Annotated in this window: 18 protein-coding genes; 11 read left to right on the top strand and 7 right to left on the bottom strand. The window is 35.4% G+C overall.

What is annotated here, in order from left to right; genetic code table 11:
• Positions 1-70: 70 nt before the first annotated feature.
• The gene (gene folE / locus D7004_RS17740) at positions 71-703 is read right to left on the bottom strand and encodes a GTP cyclohydrolase I FolE (RefSeq protein WP_123207159.1); all 633 of its coding nucleotides are present in this window, start codon (positions 701-703) and stop codon (positions 71-73) included.
• Between the two features lie 5 nt (positions 704-708).
• A complete protein-coding gene (locus D7004_RS17735) occupies positions 709-1119 on the bottom strand; it encodes a 6-pyruvoyl trahydropterin synthase family protein (protein ID WP_123207158.1) in 411 nt (136 codons plus the stop codon).
• An 88-nt stretch (positions 1120-1207) separates the two neighbouring features.
• Between D7004_RS17735 and mqnB the strand changes: the two genes are divergently transcribed.
• Together mqnB and D7004_RS17725 are read left to right on the top strand one after the other, a co-directional pair.
• Positions 1208-1834 (top strand): futalosine hydrolase, encoded by a 627-nt coding sequence (gene mqnB, locus D7004_RS17730; protein WP_341867687.1) that lies wholly within the window; start codon positions 1208-1210, stop codon positions 1832-1834.
• A 40-nt stretch (positions 1835-1874) separates the two neighbouring features.
• Complete coding sequence (locus D7004_RS17725) at positions 1875-2702, top strand: menaquinone biosynthesis family protein (protein ID WP_123207156.1); 828 nt, start codon at positions 1875-1877, stop codon at positions 2700-2702.
• A gap of 8 nt (positions 2703-2710) precedes the next feature.
• On the opposite strand, the gene D7004_RS17720 is transcribed toward D7004_RS17725, so the two are convergent.
• The 3 genes from D7004_RS17720 to D7004_RS17710 form a co-directional block, all read right to left on the bottom strand.
• A complete protein-coding gene (locus D7004_RS17720) occupies positions 2711-3406 on the bottom strand; it encodes a response regulator transcription factor (protein ID WP_123207220.1) in 696 nt (231 codons plus the stop codon).
• 182 nt (positions 3407-3588) lie between these two features.
• Positions 3589-5406: an ATP-binding protein gene (locus D7004_RS17715; RefSeq protein ID WP_123207155.1), complete on the bottom strand. Its 1818-nt coding sequence runs from the start codon at positions 5404-5406 to the stop codon at positions 3589-3591.
• 222 nt (positions 5407-5628) lie between these two features.
• On the bottom strand, positions 5629-6003 hold the full coding sequence (locus D7004_RS17710) for a DUF3127 domain-containing protein (RefSeq protein ID WP_123207154.1): 375 nt from the start codon (positions 6001-6003) through the stop codon (positions 5629-5631).
• Between the two features lie 72 nt (positions 6004-6075).
• Here D7004_RS17710 and D7004_RS17705 point away from each other — a divergent pair, with 72 nt between their 5' ends.
• The 8 genes from D7004_RS17705 (at position 6076) to D7004_RS17670 (ending at position 14111) form a co-directional block, all read left to right on the top strand.
• The gene (locus D7004_RS17705; protein ID WP_123207219.1) at positions 6076-7269 is read left to right on the top strand and encodes a THUMP domain-containing class I SAM-dependent RNA methyltransferase; all 1194 of its coding nucleotides are present in this window, start codon (positions 6076-6078) and stop codon (positions 7267-7269) included.
• 243 nt (positions 7270-7512) lie between these two features.
• Positions 7513-7791, top strand: coding sequence for a helix-turn-helix domain-containing protein (locus D7004_RS17700; protein WP_123207153.1), 279 nt, complete (start codon positions 7513-7515; stop codon positions 7789-7791).
• A 70-nt stretch (positions 7792-7861) separates the two neighbouring features.
• Complete coding sequence (locus D7004_RS17695; RefSeq protein ID WP_123207152.1) at positions 7862-8506, top strand: HD domain-containing protein; 645 nt, start codon at positions 7862-7864, stop codon at positions 8504-8506.
• A gap of 110 nt (positions 8507-8616) precedes the next feature.
• On the top strand, positions 8617-9876 hold the full coding sequence (locus tag D7004_RS17690) for a putative DNA modification/repair radical SAM protein (RefSeq protein WP_123207151.1): 1260 nt from the start codon (positions 8617-8619) through the stop codon (positions 9874-9876).
• 27 nt (positions 9877-9903) lie between these two features.
• Positions 9904-10668 (top strand): TIGR03915 family putative DNA repair protein, encoded by a 765-nt coding sequence (locus D7004_RS17685; protein ID WP_123207150.1) that lies wholly within the window; start codon positions 9904-9906, stop codon positions 10666-10668.
• 33 nt (positions 10669-10701) lie between these two features.
• Positions 10702-11727 carry a sensor histidine kinase gene (locus D7004_RS17680; RefSeq protein WP_123207149.1) on the top strand — a complete coding sequence of 342 codons (1026 nt, stop codon included), beginning with the start codon at positions 10702-10704 and terminating at the stop codon, positions 11725-11727.
• Positions 11728-12446: 719 nt separating this feature from the next.
• A complete protein-coding gene (locus D7004_RS17675; RefSeq protein WP_188414583.1) occupies positions 12447-13088 on the top strand; it encodes a DUF47 domain-containing protein in 642 nt (213 codons plus the stop codon).
• 12 nt (positions 13089-13100) lie between these two features.
• Positions 13101-14111 (top strand): inorganic phosphate transporter, encoded by a 1011-nt coding sequence (locus tag D7004_RS17670; protein WP_123207147.1) that lies wholly within the window; start codon positions 13101-13103, stop codon positions 14109-14111.
• A 463-nt stretch (positions 14112-14574) separates the two neighbouring features.
• On the opposite strand, the gene D7004_RS17660 is transcribed toward D7004_RS17670, so the two are convergent.
• Positions 14575-15831, bottom strand: a complete 1257-nt coding sequence (locus tag D7004_RS17660; RefSeq protein ID WP_123207145.1) for an energy transducer TonB — start codon at positions 15829-15831, stop codon at positions 14575-14577.
• Positions 15824-16402 (bottom strand): RNA polymerase sigma factor, encoded by a 579-nt coding sequence (locus D7004_RS17655; RefSeq protein ID WP_123207144.1) that lies wholly within the window; start codon positions 16400-16402, stop codon positions 15824-15826. The genes D7004_RS17660 and D7004_RS17655 overlap by 8 nt, the downstream gene beginning before the upstream one ends.
• Before the next feature lie 336 nt (positions 16403-16738).
• Here D7004_RS17655 and D7004_RS17650 point away from each other — a divergent pair, with 336 nt between their 5' ends.
• A complete protein-coding gene (locus tag D7004_RS17650; protein ID WP_123207143.1) occupies positions 16739-17497 on the top strand; it encodes a DUF4197 domain-containing protein in 759 nt (252 codons plus the stop codon).
• Positions 17498-17572 lie beyond the last annotated feature (75 nt).

Here is a 17572-nt window from a genome sequence, read left to right as displayed (position 1 = left end):
CCCTAAAAGGGGAAATATTTAGTTAAATTTATTAATAGTAAAACCCGTGTTCCCCTTTAGGGGTTGGGGGTTAATCCAAACTCGCTGTAATAAGCCTTAAAAACTCTGCTCTGGTTTTATCATTACTTAAAAAACTACCGGTAAATGCCGAAGTTGTGGTAACGGAATTTTGCTTTTGTACACCACGCATGGCCATACATAAGTGCCTGCATTCTATCACTACAGCAACACCTTTTGGCTGTAACGTATTTTGAATGCAATCTCTAATTTCGTTGGTTAATCGCTCCTGAACTTGTAAACGGCGGGCAAAAGCATCAACTACACGAGGGATTTTACTTAAACCCACAATGTGACCATTTGGAATATAAGCAATGTGGGCTTTACCGAAAAAGGGCAACATGTGGTGTTCGCACATCGAATACACTTCGATATCTTTAACCACTACCATCTGGCTGTAATCTTCTTCAAACATAGCCGATTTTAAGATTTCATCGGGCTTTAAATCGTATCCATGAGTTAAATACTGCAAAGCTTTTGCAACACGTTCGGGCGTTTTTAATAAGCCTTCACGCTCGGGATCTTCACCTAACTGACTTAAAATATCTTTATAGTGTGTTGCTACAGCCTCGATTTTGGATTCGTTATAACGATCTATTTTTACATAGCCATCTCGCGATTCGCCTTTTAAAATGTCTTTTCCCATTTAGTTTAGCCTAAGTATTCAACAAAATTATTCTCCGTTTCGTAAATTTTAACGCTGTGTAAAATGGCACCACTTTCTGCAATAGGCGCATATAATTGCTCCCAAACTGCAATTGCAAGATTTTCTGTTGATGCTAGTATGCCTTTCATAAAATCTACATCAAGATTTAAATTTTTGTGATCTACTTTATCGACAACGTAAGTATTCATTACGTCTTTTAACCATTTTAAATCAACTAAAAACCCTGTTTCTGGATCAACTTCGCCTTTTACGGTTACATACAACCAATAATTATGGCCATGCCAATTTGGGTTTGCGCACTTGCCATAAAAAGCGTTATTTTTTTCATCATCCCAATCTGGTCGGGCTAGTTTATGCGCTGCATTAAATGATGCTTTTCTTGTTATGTAAATCATTGTTATAAAAATAGACCGCAAATATACGTTTAATGGTTAAACACTAAAGAAAGGATAAATTTTAATGGAAACAATCTGTTAAATTTACATGATGAAAACATTAGTTGTTGCCGCTACCAAAGCTGAACTTACGTTTCTTTACCAACATTTTAATTTAGATGATGGAGATTTTGTTGAAGCCAAAAACTTTGATATTTTAATTACTGGCGTAGGCATGGTAGCAACCGCATTTGCATTGGGGAAGCATTTAACGCATAAATATAAATTGGTTATCAACTTAGGCATTGCCGGAAGTTTTGATAGAAACATAGAGCTTGGTAGTCTGGTAAATATTACCGAAGATACCTTTGCAGAACTTGGTGCAGAAGATGGAGAAAATTTTCTAACCATAACCGATTTGGGTTTTGGAGAGAACACCTACAAAGCTAAATGCAGCATTAATACCAACATTTTAAAAGTTACCGGAGTTACGGTAAATCGGGTAAGTGGTAATGATAAAAACATCAGGAATTTAATGGAACGGTTAAACCCACAAACAGAAAGCATGGAAGGAGCAGCGGTTTTGTATGCCTGCCAAAAAGAACATGTAGATTGTTTGCAAATCCGCAGCATTTCTAATTATGTAGAACCCCGCAACAGAGATAAATGGCAAATAGGGTTAGCAATCAAAAATTTAAATGATTGGGCAATTGCGTTTTTAACAGATATGAATTGATTATGACTAACAAATTTGCGGCATAAGCTAATTTTGAATTATGAAACTTACACTCGGTTTTTCGCCCTGCCCTAACGATACATTTATATTTGATGCCCTTATTCACAATAAAATTGATACCGAAGGTTTAACTTTTGATGTAATATTTGATGATGTTGAAACCTTAAATCAAAAAGCTCTAAATGGAGTGTTAGACATTACGAAGCTAAGTTTTCATGCTTTTGCTTATGTGGCAAACCAATATGCTTTACTCGATGCTGGTAGCGCTTTAGGTTTTGGTGTTGGGCCCTTACTTATCAGCAAAAATAAATTTGAAGGTGATTTAAATCCTGATTTAAAAGTGGGTATCCCTGGGAAATATACCACTGCCAATTTTCTTTTGGGCATTGCTTATCCTCAATTACAGCATAAAGAAATCATGGTTTTCTCAGAAATTGAATCGGCTTTACTGGAAGAGAAAATTGATTTAGGATTAATTATACATGAAAACCGCTTTACCTATCAAGATAAAGGCTTAAATAAAATTGTTGATTTAGGCGATTATTGGGAAAAATTAACAGGATGCGCCATTCCATTGGGCGGTATTGTAATTAATAGAAATTTAGATAGGGAAATTCAGCTAAAAGTTAACCGCCTGGTACGTCAATCAGTAGAATATGCATTTGCACATCCAAAATCATGCATAGAATTTATCCGCCAACATGCACAAGAAATGGATGAAGCCGTGATGTATAAACACATAGAATTGTACGTAAATAAATATAGTATCAATTTGGGTAACGAAGGAAGAAAAGCCATTGATACCTTGTTTAATCTCGCTCAAGCAAGAAACCTAATCCCAGCAGTACAACAAAATTTGTATATTTAAGTGTAAGCCTAATTTACCAAAAGCTTATAACCTTTTCCATGTACGTTGATGATTTCTACCGTAGAATCATCTCTTAAATATTTACGCAGCTTACTTAAAAATACATCCATACTGCGTCCGTTGAAGTAATTATCATCATGCCAGATGGTTAATAATGCTTCTTCACGGGTTAAAACAGTATTTTTCTTCAAACACAACAAGCGTAACAATTCGGCTTCCTTTGTAGATAGTTTTTGTATGTGCTCTCCAGCGGTAATTAATTGTGTAGTGTAATCGAAATTGTATTTGCCAATAGAAAACTGACTTTCTTCTACTTCTTCTCCACTGCCGGATTTATTTGCAACACGTTTAAACATGGCATTAATACGCAGCAATAATTCTTCGATACGGAACGGTTTAGTGATGTAATCATCTCCACCCAAATCATACGCTGCAGATTTATCTTCGAGCATAGTTTTTGCCGTTGCAAAAATCATTGGTACCTGGGCATTTATCTTCCTGATATCTTTCCCTAATGTAAAACCATCCTTCTTAGGCATCATTACATCTAAAATACAAAGGTCGAAATTTTGTTTATTAAATGCCCTTAAGCCTTCTTCGCCATCGGTGCATAAAACTACATCAAACTTGCCTTTTAATTGCAGGTAATCTTGCAGCAATAAGCCCAAGTTCGGGTCGTCTTCTACCAAAAGTATTTTTTTCATTTCTTTATAGTTATTGGTGTAAGCACTTTGGCCTACGCTAAGGGTTTGAGTATGATTTTGCATTACGGTTTAATCTAAAACTGATATAAAATTAATTATCAGCTATTTTAGATAAGTTTTATTGTAAACCTTTTTATGTATCGGTATAGCACTATTTTGTATCGATAGTTTTTCGCTTGCTTTTATAAAGGTAAAGATATTTCGAAGGTGGTACCCTTATCTTTTTCGCTACTTACTTTAATGGTTCCGTTTAATTTCTTAATAATATCCTGCACATAGTTTAAACCAAGACCAAAGCCTTTAACATCGTGCAGGTTACCTGTTGGCACTCTATAAAACTGGTCAAATATTCTTTTAGCATTTTCTTTGTTCATACCAATACCTTTATCAGTTACCTCGATGATTAAGTTTTTACCAGCGTTTCTGGTGGCAATGGTTATTTCAGGGATTTCTTTGCTGTACTTATTTGCATTATCGATTAAATTGTACAATACATTTGATAAGTGAAGCTCATCACCAAAAACTACAGCATTTTCGGCATCGGTATTTACATTTAAAATTGCATTTTTTTTCTGCAGTTGCAAGCTCATACTGTCTAGAACAATCATAATTAAATCGTTCATATCAACCTCTTCATGCTCTAATTTTAGTTCGCCTTTTTCTAAGCGGGCAATGCTTAAAACCCTTTCAATATGGCTACCCAAACGAACATTTTCATCGTAAATTATACCAGCCAATCGTTTTAACCGAGCTTTGTCTTCTGTAATTTCAGGGTCTTTAAGCGCTTCGCTTGCTATCATTATCGTTGCAACCGGCGTTTTAAACTCATGCGTCATATTATTGATGAAATCTGTTTTCATCTCAGAAATTTTCTTCTGTTTTAATATGGCATATAATGTATAGCTAAAGATAAAAACCAATACCAATAACAAACCGACAGATGATGCCAAGGTGGCGCTCAAATTGCCAACAATAGCTGAATTCTTACCCGGGAAACTTATTTCCAAAACACCTGGGTCTCTAAACAAATCATTGTTAAATAGCTCAGTTCTGTAGGTATTATCGGGTAGAAATACCGCATTTTGATGTGAGGCCTGTAGATACAATACAGAATCTTTTTGCGCCAGTTTAACCTGTACGTTATATGGTTGGTTGATGTTATGATTGAGCAATTCCTTACGCAGAAGTTGCTCCAGGTTATTAAAATTTATTCTTTTGTAAAGCGGGATATCTTTCTCTTTCATTTCTTTGGCTACATCATCTAAAAGTTTGTAGTAAGAATATTCCGCAGGTACTTTCCCAAGAGCCGATATTTGAACTTCAAGTTTTCGTTTCGCTATTGCATCTTCACGTTTAAATTTTTTTACTAATTCCTCTGATATTTTTGGCAAATAAACAAACTTAGGATAACCTCGGTTATCAAAAACCTGGTATCTAATTGTATCGGGAAGGTTTTGTGGTGTTCTAAAATTAAAAGTTTTTGCAGTATTTAATATCGGCTTTGAGCGCATGCTGTAGCCCTTTATGGTATAACTATTTAAGTCAACATAAGCTTCCATTTGCAAATCCAACCTTGCATTTCCACCTGGCGAAAGCGAAACGTATTCTTGCTCGGTAATTACTTTAGGTGCAACAAACCTTTCGCGTATTAAGCTATCTTGCTGATTAAGGTAGTTTTCAATCTGGCTTTCTCGCTCAGCTTGCCTTATTTCTGAGGCCTGTGCAAATTGTTGTTTTAAATCTTTTATATCAAGCAATCGTTGTCTGATATCTTGCCCTCTTCTTATTTTATTTTCAGCATCTTTTTTATTTATTCTATCTGCTGCATTTAACCGTTGAAGCTTATTTACGACTGATGTAAGCGTTTGGTTTACTTGCTGATCGAACAGTTGAGATTTTAGGTTATAGGCTTCCCTGATGTAATACAATTGCATTACAAAAACACCAAGTAAAGCTACCGTCATTAAAACGGTAATTAACCAAAAACTTCTTTTCTTCATTTAATAATTAGTCGATTTATTAAGTAAGGCATGTTAAATATACCATCAGATTTAAAAAACTTAACGCTCGTAAAAATACTTAATAAGTGCCTGAAAAGCATGTATTTAACATATTTTAACAAGAACAGTATGATAGTTTAATTTTAAACCGAATTATGTATAAACGAAAAATGCCAGATTACATCCGGCATTTATCAAATTGTTTATTAAAAAGAATCTTTATTAGAATGGCAGGTCATCATCTTCACCGGCTGTATTGCTTACATCAGCAGGTGCTGCATAGGCAGGTGTATTTGTTGCTGCCGCAGGTGCACCACCAGCAATAGCGTTAATACGCCAAATTACCAAACTGTTAAAATATGATGTTTTTCCTGTTTTATCTGTCCAAGGGCGACCACGTAAATTAAAGAAAACTTCAACCTCATCGCCTGCTTTAAAACTATCTAATAATGCTGTTTTATCTTGCAAAGCCTCAAAACGGATGTACTCCGGATATGTAGGGTTTTCTGCAAATTCTACTATTAAATCGCGTTTTTTAAACGTTTCACTTACTTGTTGTGTGGCACCTACTTCGTGTACTTTTCCTTTAATTTCCATATCAAATACTACTTAATTGTACTATAAAGATCAAATCTCTATAATTTTATTGATAACTTCGCATATAATATGATGCAAGTTTTCCACAATAAAAGCAAGGTAATTATTACCTGCAACAAGCGCCTTTCTCCCTATTTACAAGACGAAGTTACGGCCTTAGGTTACACCATAGAACGAGCTTTTGCTACAGGCGTTGAGCTTAATATAAGCCTTACAGAGTGTATAAAGCTAAATTTGAATTTGCGTTGTGCAAGTCAGATACTTTATTCTATAAAAAGTTTTAAGGCCATAACGCCTGATGATTTGTATAATGAAATTTCGGCTATTGAATGGGAAGATTTGATAGATTTTACCGGCTATTTTTCGGTTACATCGAACGTTGATAATCCAAATATTACGACACCTCTTTTTGCCAATTTAAAAGTTAAAGATGCCATTGTAGATAGACTAAAAGAAAAGAAAGGCATTCGCCCAAATTCTGGTTCAGATGGGAATAAAACTGTAGTTCATTTATATTGGAAAGATGCTGAAGCAGATGTTTTTATGGATACTTCGGGCGAAACATTAGCCAAACACGGATACCGCAAAATACCAGGAAAAGCACCAATGTTAGAAGCTTTGGCGGCAGGTGTAGTTTATGCTACCCAATGGGATAAGAAATCGCCATTTATCAATCCGATGTGTGGTTCTGGAACTTTAGCTATAGAGGCTGCATTGATCGCAACCAATCGGGCACCCGGACTTTACCGCATGAACTATGGTTTTATGCATATTATGGGTTATAACGAAGAAGAGTTTTTTGCAGAACGAAGAATATTAAAAGACCAAGTAATTAAAAACATCGATTTAAAAATCGTTGCTTCTGATATTTCTGAGGATGCTGTTGAAGTGACCAGACGAAATGCAAAAACTGCCGGTGTAGATACACTTATCGATTTTGAGGTATGCGATTTTGAAGCTACGCCAGTTCCAGAAAATGGCAAAGGCGTTGTGGTTTTTAATCCAGAATATGGTGAACGCTTGGGTGTTCATAGTCAGCTGGAACTAACCTATAAACGCATGGGTGATTTTATGAAGAAAGAGTGCAAAGGATACTCTGGTTACATTTTTACCGGAAACCCAGACTTAGCGAAAAAAATAGGTTTAAAGGCATCAAAAAAAGTAGAATTTTATAATGGTAAACTCGATTGCCGTTTGTTAGAATATGAATTGTATGATGGTAGCCGCAGACTGCCTGTTAATGATGTGCAGCAGAATGACTTATAGTCGGAAATACTAGACAATTTTTTTAAATTTTACTCAAAAACATAGTTTTAAATTACCCTAAAAGCAATAGTTATTCACTTTTCAACGCATTGATTCAGAATTTTATAGCAATTTTTTTCCTACAAATATTGCCCTCAGAGGCCTATATAACACTTTTGATTCAAAAATCGGCCTTTTATAAATCCTAAATGGAACAATTTTCGTTTATTATGGTATTAGTATATAAAAAAAACATCCTTACCTATGGAAGATCTATTGGCTTTGAAGACGAAGAATGTAGCCGGGAATATTAGAAAAGTTAGAGAATTCAGAGATTATACTCAAGATTATTTAGCTGCTAAGTTGAAAATCTCCCAAAATGCGTACAGTAAAATTGAACTTGGTTATAGTAAATTAACGATTGAACGCATGTTTCAAATTGCATCCATCTTAGAAATTGACGTAACTCATCTAATTACCTTAGAACCTGCAGCGTTGTTAAAAACAATCTCAGAAGAAGAACTTGTAGTCGCACATAAATAGTCAGCTCAAAAAAATTAAATCAAATTTTCATCCTGCATTTATTACGATAACTTTGAAAAAAGATTATCGTATGCAGGATGTAATAAAAACCACCACAGAATTTGTAAAGAAAACGTTAGAAAATGCAGAAGCCGGACACGATTGGTTTCACATTGAACGCGTTTATAAAACTGCTTTAACAATTAATCATGCCGAAAAAGGTGATGAATTGATTGTTGCCTTGGCAGCGCTTTTACATGATATTGCAGACCCTAAATTTAATAACGGCAACGAAGAATTGGGACCGCAAGTTGCAGAAGACTTTCTTAAATCAATTTATGTATCCGAAGATGTAATCAGACAGGTAAAATTGATTATTCAAAATATGTCTTTCAAAAACAGTTTTGATAATCAAAGCTTTACATCAAAAGAGATGGAAATTGTTCAAGATGCAGACCGATTGGATGCCATTGGCGCCATAGGAATTGCCAGGGCATTTACATACGGAGGTTTTAAAAATCGTGTTTTATACGACCCATCAATTCTCCCTGAACAGCATCAAAATAAAGAAAGTTACAAAAACACATCTGCTCCTACTATAAACCATTTTTATGAAAAATTGCTTTTATTAAAGGATATGATGAACACCACCGAAGGTAAAAGAATCGCTTTAGAACGCCATAATTTTATGCTGCTATATCTGGACCATTTTTATGCAGAGTGGGAAGGCAAATAAACTCCTGCATCTTTTAAAACTTATTTTATTCCAATCAGGAATAGGATTATAAAATCTGAATACTAATATTTTTAGTTATTAAAACTATATTTGTTAGTAAATAAAATTTTATGTCTTTTGATCGGATTCGCGAAAAATTAAATATCCTTGCTGATGCTGCTAAGTATGATGTTTCATGTTCATCGAGCGGCGGTACAAGGAAAAATGATAATAAAGGTTTAGGCGATAGCCATAGTTCGGGTATTTGCCATACTTATACTGAAGATGGTCGTTGTGTTTCTTTACTAAAAATTCTGCTTACCAATCATTGTATATACGATTGTCTATTCTGTGTTTCCCGAAAAAGTAATGATGTTAAACGAGCTGCGTTTACCGTTGATGAAGTGGTTGAATTAACAATGAATTTTTATCGCCGAAATTACATTGAAGGTTTATTTTTAAGTTCAGGTATTTTTAAAAATGCTGATTTTACAATGGAAAGATTACTTCTGGTTTGTAAGAAACTTCGCTTGGAGCAAAACTACAATGGCTATATTCATTTAAAAACTATACCTGGTGCAAGCGATGAATTGATAAAAGAAGCCGGTTTATACGCTGATAGAATGAGCATCAATTTAGAAATGCCCACTGAAGCAGGTTTAAAACTTTTGGCGCCTGAGAAAAGCCACGCTGATGTGATAAAACCACTAGCTTTTGTTCAGCAGAACATTTCGCAATTCGCTGCTGATAAGAAACTGATTAAACACATTCCGAAATTTGTTCCGGCAGGGCAAAGCACACAAATGGTAATTGGCGCAACGCCAGAGAGCGATAAAGATATTATGTACACAGCAAGTGCTTTTTATAAGAATTTCGCTTTAAAACGCGTTTATTATTCTGGCTATGTACCGATAAGTAACGATTCCAGAATGCCTATTTTGGGTACTCAACCACCATTATTACGAGAAAACAGACTCTATCAAACCGATTGGCTGATGCGCTTTTACGGCTTTAAGGTGCAGGAAATTTTAAATGACGCCAATCCAAATCTGGATGTAGATATAGATCCAAAATTAAGTTGGGCCATTCGAAATATGCAACATTTTCCGGTGGATATAAATAAGGCAGATTATAGAATGATTTTACGTATTCCTGGAATTGGCGTTATGTCGGCAAATAAGATTGTACAAGCCAGAAAGTTTGGAAAATTACGGATAGACCAATTAAAAAAGATTGGTGTAGCCTACAATCGTGCAAAGCATTTTATTACCTGTGCAGATACTCCATATCAAATAAAGGATTATCAAGGCACACAAATTAAAGCTTTTATAATGGCAGATAGTCAGAGTAAATATTTAAAAACCGATAATAATCAAATGCTTCTGTTTTAGAAGTATGCCACGGAAGCACAGAATTAAATGAATTACATTTTCGATGGCTCTTTACCCGGTCTTTTAACCGCAGTATTCGAATGGTTTGAGCGCAAACCTGGAAAAGTTGTGCTTAAATCAACAGAAATGTTTCAGCCAGAGGCGTTTGCAGAATCCCTTTTGGTAGAATCAAATTCTGACAAGGCAGATAGGGTTTGGAAAGGATTACAGAAAAAACTTAAGAAAGATTGGCTCAGGATATTCTATTGTTCCTATCTATCAGAAATTCCAGAGGCTTACAACCATCTTTTTCAATTTACTATCTACATTTTTCAAAATGAATTGGGTGCCCAGAATAATTACGGTAACGAACACGTAATTGCTTTAGCAAAATATGCTAAAAGCGTAGAGCGAGAGAAACATAGAATGGAGGCTTTTATTCGCTTTCAACATACAGCTGATGGAATTTTTTACACAGGTGTCGATCCTGATTTTAATGTGCTTCCTTTAATCTCCAATCATTTTAAAAACCGGTATGCCGACCAGCAATGGATAATTTATGATTTGAAACGCAAATATGGGCTTCATTATAACTTAAGCACGGTAGAAGAAATTACCATAAATTTCACTAATGGTGTTAATAGCAAAAATCCATCTGCTATTTTATTAGATGAGAAAGAAGAATTGTATTCCGTTTTATGGAAGGATTACTTTAAAAGTGCAAATATCGTTGCACGTAAAAACACGAAACTTCATGTACAACATGTACCAAAAAGATACTGGAAATATTTAACCGAAAAGCAGTTAAGTTAACATTCGGTTAACATAAAAAAACTAAATTGCGGTATGAAATTAAGTGTGCTGGTTTTATTTACTGCTGCTGCCGTAGGCTTATCTATTGGCATAGTAAACTTCTATTTTCAACATAGTTGGTATTACCTTGCCATCTCTTTCGGCGTTTCGTTTTTAAGTAGCTTTTTAGTTTTTTACTATCTTTTAGAGAAATACATCTACACCAAAATCAAATTAATTTATAAGCTTATTCATAACCTAAAATTAGGGAAAGATTTAAAAGATGCACTTGGCGAATATGTAAGTTCTGACCCCATAAATGATGTTGAACACGAGGTTAAAGAGTGGGCAGGAGCTAAGAAAAAGGAAATTGATTTACTGAAAAAGCAGGAACAATTTCGCCGGGAATTCCTCTCGAATGTATCGCATGAATTCAAAACTCCTCTTTTTGCCATTCAAGGCTATATTGAAACCTTACAAGATTGCCTGATAGATGACCCGGAAATGGCAACGAAATTTTTAAAAAAAGCTGAAAATAATGTGGAGCGTTTAAGTTACCTAATTAATGACTTAGATGCCATCGCTAAACTTGAAACCGGAGAATCGCCGATTAACTACCAAAAATTTGATTTTGTACAGCTTGCGAAAGATGTGATGGAGAATTTGGAAGATAAGGCCAAAAGGAAAAATATAAATCTGTTTTTTAAGGATAAATACACTGCTGTAACGATGGTTAATGCCGATAGGGAGAAAATCCGCCAGGTTTTGATTAACCTTATGGTAAATAGCATTAAATACGGTATTGAAAATGGTGAAACAGCAATCAAGATTTTTGAATTGCATGATCAGTTTTTAATTGAGGTTACGGATAATGGGATAGGCATTGAAGAGAAACATCTTTCGAGATTATTTGAGCGTTTTTACCGCATTGATACTCACAGAGCAAGGGAAGTTGGTGGTACGGGCTTGGGTTTAGCGATTGTTAAACACATTTTAGAAGCACATGAGCAAACCATTTCAGTTAGAAGCACACCTGGAATTGGGACAACCTTTGCATTTACTTTGCAAAAAGTAAGTTAGGTTATTTTAACTGCAAGTAGCATAAAGAGGTTTTACCATATAAGACATTTAAGAACATATAAGCTTGCATCTCAAACTAACCGAAGAAAATTGTACCGCTGTTTCTAAACCCGATAAAAGCGGCAGCCCCGAATTTTTCTATGAGGGCTACAGCGCTTAGCGGGACTGAAGTTTCCGAAAAGCTTATTACCATTGTTTTCCAAAAATTAAAATAGTTCAATCTCTTTAAATGAATTTTACCACCGAGGTCGAGAAGGAATTCACAGAGCACACAAAGCTGAACGCAGATTTTTTACCATATAAGACATTTAAGAACATATAAGATTGCTTCGAAAAACTAAGCGAAGAAAATTGTACCGCTGTTTTTAAACCCGATAAAAGCGGCAGCCCCGAATTTTTCTATGAGGGCTAAAGCGGTTAGCGGGACTAAAGTTACCGAAAAGCTTATTACCATTGTTTTCCAAAAATTAAAATAGTTTAATCTCCTTAAATGTATTTTACCACAGAGGTCGAGAAGGAATTCACAGAGCACACAAAGCTGAACGCAGATTTTTATATCATAAGAGATATTTAAGGAAAGATAAGTGATTGCCACTATAAATTTATTGAGGCTGAGTAAACAATTAACCTATTAAGCAACTGATTACCGTTAATATAATTTAGAAATTAACATTAACTTAACATTGGGCTTGTAGCTTTGCAACATATTAAAAATTAACATGAACAATATTTTTAAGTTCTTTACGCCTCAGGATAAAAAGTTTCACCCTTTATTTGAGCAAGCTGGTAGCAATGCACTAAAAATTGCTGAATCACTTTTAGAAATGGTTAGCACAGCTGATGCTGAAAGCAGAAAGACAATTTTTAAAGAAATTGAACGCCTGGAACATGTGGGTGATGATATTACCCATTCTATTTTCCTTGAACTAAGCAGAAACTTTATTACACCTTTTGATAGAGAAGACATACACCAATTAGCTACTGCTGTTGATGACGTTGCTGATTACATTTATGGCACCGCAAACCGTATGCAAATGTACAATATGAATGCGATTAGTGAACCAATTGTTAAAATTGCAGAGCTTTTAGTTGAAATGTGTACAGATATTGATAAAGCAATTAAAGAATTACGCAGTTTTAAAAACATACGTGTTATTGCTGATGCTTGTATCCGTATTAATAGCGGCGAAAACCAGGCAGATTATGTATTTACTTTAGCGGTTGCCCGTTTATTTGAATACGAAACCAACGCGATTGAATTAATTAAACAAAAAGAGGTTTTACAAACGATAGAAAAAGCGACTGATAAATGTGAGGATGTAGCAAATGTGCTTGAAACTATCCTAGTTAAAAACGCTTAATAAAATATAAACATGGTAACTACCTTATTGGTTGTTGTTGTAATTCTGGCTATTGCTTTCGATTACATTAACGGCTTTCACGATGCCGCTAATTCGATTGCAACAGTTGTTTCTACAAAAGTTCTTACGCCATTTCAGGCGGTTTTATGGGCTGCGCTTTTTAATTTTGCAGCTTACTTCTATTTTACCGACCACAAAGTAGCCAATACGGTTGCTAAAACAGTAATTGAAAATTACATCACTTTAGAAGTTATTCTTGCTGGTTTAATTGCGGCAATTATCTGGAATTTGTTAACATGGTGGTATGGTATTCCATCGAGTTCATCTCATACCTTGATCGGTGGTTTTGCAGGCGCCGGTATGACTTACGCTTTGATTACAGGCGCTAGTCCGCTAGATGCCGTAAACATGGGTTATGTGGTAAAAATAATTTCTTTTATTGTATTAGCGCCAATAATTGGACTGGTTATATCAGTTGTTTTAACGCTAATTATCATCAACATTTGTAAAAATGCTAAGCCAGCAACTGCAGAAAAGTGGTTTAAACGATTGCAGTTGATTTCATCGGCAGCATTAAGTTTTTTCCACGGTGGTAATGATGCGCAAAAGGTAATGGGTATTATTGCAACAGCATTAATTGCCGCGAAGGTAATTCCTAATTTCGAGGCAATGCCGTGGTGGGTTCCTGTAGCTTGTTATTCTGCAATATCTTTAGGTACGATGAGTGGTGGTTGGAAAATTGTGAAAACAATGGGTTCAAAAATTACTAAAGTTACCGCACTAGAAGGTGTTGCAGCAGAAGGTGCAGGTGCAATCACATTAGGAATTACAGAACATTTCGGTATTCCTGTTTCTACAACGCATACCATTACAGGTTCGATTGTAGGTGTGGGTGTGGTAAAAAGTGTATCAGCAGTAAGATGGGGCGTTACCATTAACCTAATTTGGGCATGGATTTTAACTATTCCGGTTTCAGCAACATTAGCTGCTATTATTTATGCGGCCATTTATTATTTCAAATAAAACAAAATCCTTTTAAATATACTCGGAAAGACTAAGGCAGACTGCTTTAGTCTTTTTTTGTTTATAATACCTTCAAAAGTTTATTTAAGGCTACAGCAACACCCATCCCAAATATAATAAAGGAAAGTAAAAAAAGACTTAAACTAGTTAAAAATAATGTATCATACCAAGTTAAATCTCTAATTTGGTAATAATATTTTCTGATTAATATAAAGCCAAAAATGCTTTGCAATATTCCTATGATCAGAAGAATAAAATCTACCATTCTTTACTTCTCTAGCTAATTCCTTTTATGCTTTTCGTCATTGCGAGGTACAAAGCAATCTAAAATATCGATTAGATTTATGAGCGAAAACGTTAAGATTGCTTCGTAACTCGCAATGACGAGCGTTCTTACCTGGTGCAGCAAAAAATATATTCTACAGAATCTTTCCTTTACAAACTCGATGATTAAATGCGAAAACTAAAACTTAACACTCATTTCAACCAAATCATTACCGTTTTTAGGTAAAACCCAGTCTGGACCGCTTTGAATAAGTCTTTTAGCTTCGGCATCAGCTTTTCTATTTAGCGATTTTATAACCGTTACATTTGTTGGTCTTCCGTTAGGTTTGACTTTAAAACTAACAACAACAAACTGCTCTGGTCCTTTGGGATTATAAAGTTTATTATTGCTTTCTAGATACTGCTGATAATTGATGGTAGATAAAGGGATAGGCTTTGCTATTTCGCCATTCGATTTATCCAGGTTTTCGGTGGCCCTTAATACGATTTTTTTCGGTGTAATGGTTTCCTTTTTACGCCCATTTGAGCCAGTAATTAACGCAATTTCATTTATAGATTTGTTACCGGTAAGAGCCGTACGAATTGCATTTTCATCGGTAGTAATGGCCCTATCGTTAAATCCTTGAGCTTTAATTACCACTTCTTTATTTTTATCAACACTATCAACAGGTAAAGAAAAATAACCTACAGAATTGGTAGCCGTTACCGCTTTTGAATTTTCTAATTTAACCACAGCACCAACAACAGGCTGCCCGCTTTGAGATACAACGTTACCGCTATACACCATTCCGCTTCCAGCTGAGGCTGGAGCCGGAGCTACAGTTATTTCGTTTAGAACGTTAACTTCTGCCCTTCTTAAAGCAATACTTGGAGATTTCTGCACGCTTAGATTGGCACTAACTTCGTCCATTTTAGCCTCAGGCATCGATTTTGTATTTTTAGCTAAATCGCCAGTTTTCGCTGATATAACTGCCTTATCAATTAGTGCCGATTGTGATGGCACATTAGGATTAGATGCAATGCTGTCAGCACTAGGCTTGACCGACGCGATTGCATTTGCAGAATCTAAATTCACAATTACACCAGTTGACTTCCTTGCGGCAACTTCGGCATTTTTCCGGTTCGTTTCCCGCATAAAAAAAAGAATGCTTACCGCGATAAAAGCAACCGTTGCCGTCGCCGCAATACTCAAACGTTGCGTTGCGATGCCCCACATTTTACGCTTAATCGGTTTCTGAGAAACCCTATCGTAAAGTTGTTTTTGTAAAATAGAAAGTGTTTGCTTACGCTTTGGCGATTGGCGCAATCCTTCGAGGGCTTCGGCAACAAAAGGATCATCTAAAGCCTGCCTTTCTACAAAGTGCATACCTTTAGCATCAAGTTTACCATCAAGGTAATCTTCCAGCACATCAATATCTAACCAGTCGTTATTCACTGCTATTTTTCTCTATACAAATCTTTAAATTCCGCTTTCCATTTTGGATGTAACTCTTTACCTTAAGCATGTCGTAACCAGTAATATCGGCCACTTCCTTATAACATTTTTCTTTTAAATAAAATAAATCTACGCTTTTTCGTTGTTCTTCAGTTAAAGTTTCCATGCACTTTTCCATAATGGTAAGCTGCGTTTCTCTTGTGTTGTCAATATCCAGATGCACAAATTCGCTGTTTTCCACAAAAGTATCCTCTATAGAAACGATATTTTGCTTCGCCGATTTCCGCAAAGCCATTAAACAATGGTTTCGGGTAAGTACATGCAGCCAGCTTTTAAAATTCTGCACCTCATGAATTTTGAGTTTCTTAACCAATTCCTCAAAAATTTGCATCACTGCGTCTTTGCTTTGCTCTTCATCTTTAAAATAGTTTAAGCAAACACCAAAAACCAAGTGCATATATTTATTATAAAGCGTACCCAAAGCATTTAAATCACCAGTACTTTTGTACTCGGTAATTAAATCTGCATCTTCTTTCTGGTTATTTCCAGATGTGTTTTTTATAAACTTCAAAAATTGGGCGCTAAGTCGAAATATCTTTCAAGTATAAAAAATATTTTTGAGTGATGGGGTATAAACAATCATTTAGGATATCGACCCAATTGATTTTTTTGGAAAGCAATGTCCGCAGCATTTCGGTTGCGGCAGTCCCGCTTTTTGCTACAATCTTTCTCAAACCTTATAGGTTTAATCGAAAGTATTTCCGCGACAATCGGGTTTAAAAACATAGGCTTGTTCTAAAAACTCAGGTTGCAGAGTAAACGAACGTAATCAGAGTTATCTTTGGTTAATTATCTTCGTGTAGAGATTATGGCAGTTGTTTTGCTTACTATCCGCTAAACACACAAAATGAAAAGAACTAATATTTTAATTGCATCCCTAGCATTGATATTATTTACAAATGTAAAGGTTCGAGCACAGATTAAGCTGAGCGACATCTTTAAAAAAGTTACGGAAAGGAGTTCTACAACGACTGCAACGGGTACACCAACAACATTAGAAATTGGGCAAGGCATAAAAGAGGCTTTGCAAATTGGAGTTTCTGCAGGTGCAGATAGGTTGTCGGCGAAAGATGGTTTTTTGGGTAACCTGGCTGTTAAAATTTTAATGCCTCCTGAAGCGCAGAAAGTAGAAAAAACATTAAGAAGCATTGGTTTAAACAAACTTTGGGATAACGTTGTACTTAGCTTAAATCGTGCTGCTGAAGATGCAGCAACTGAAGCCAAACCAATTTTCATCTCGGCAATTAAGCAAATGACCATAGCAGATGCTACAAATATTCTTTTAGGAAACAACAACGCGGCTACTGATTACTTTAAAAGGGTTACTACTTCGCAATTGATGCAGAAATTTAGCCCTATTGTTACCACAAGTTTAAATAAGGTAAATGCAACAAAATATTACAGCGATTTAACTTCACAATATAACAGGTTGCCCCTGGTTAAGCCTGTAAATACCAATTTAACTGAATACGTTACACAAAAAGCTATTGACGGTTTGTTTATAGAAGTTGCCAAAGAAGAACTAAAAATTAGAGGAAACTTAAGCTCGAGAAGCACGACATTACTGCAAAAAGTTTTCGGTTATGCGGATAGGAAAAAGAGTTAAGTCTTGGTAAAATCATAAAAGACAAAGATTCAGGTTTCGAAAGCGCCTGAATCTTTTTTGTTTAAAACTATTTGT

Origin of the sequence: Pedobacter jejuensis, assembly GCF_003725795.1 — a bacterium.
GTDB classification, from domain to species: domain Bacteria; phylum Bacteroidota; class Bacteroidia; order Sphingobacteriales; family Sphingobacteriaceae; genus Pedobacter; species Pedobacter jejuensis.
Note: the sequence above shows the minus strand (reverse complement) of the source record. Positions and strands in the feature narration are given on the sequence as shown.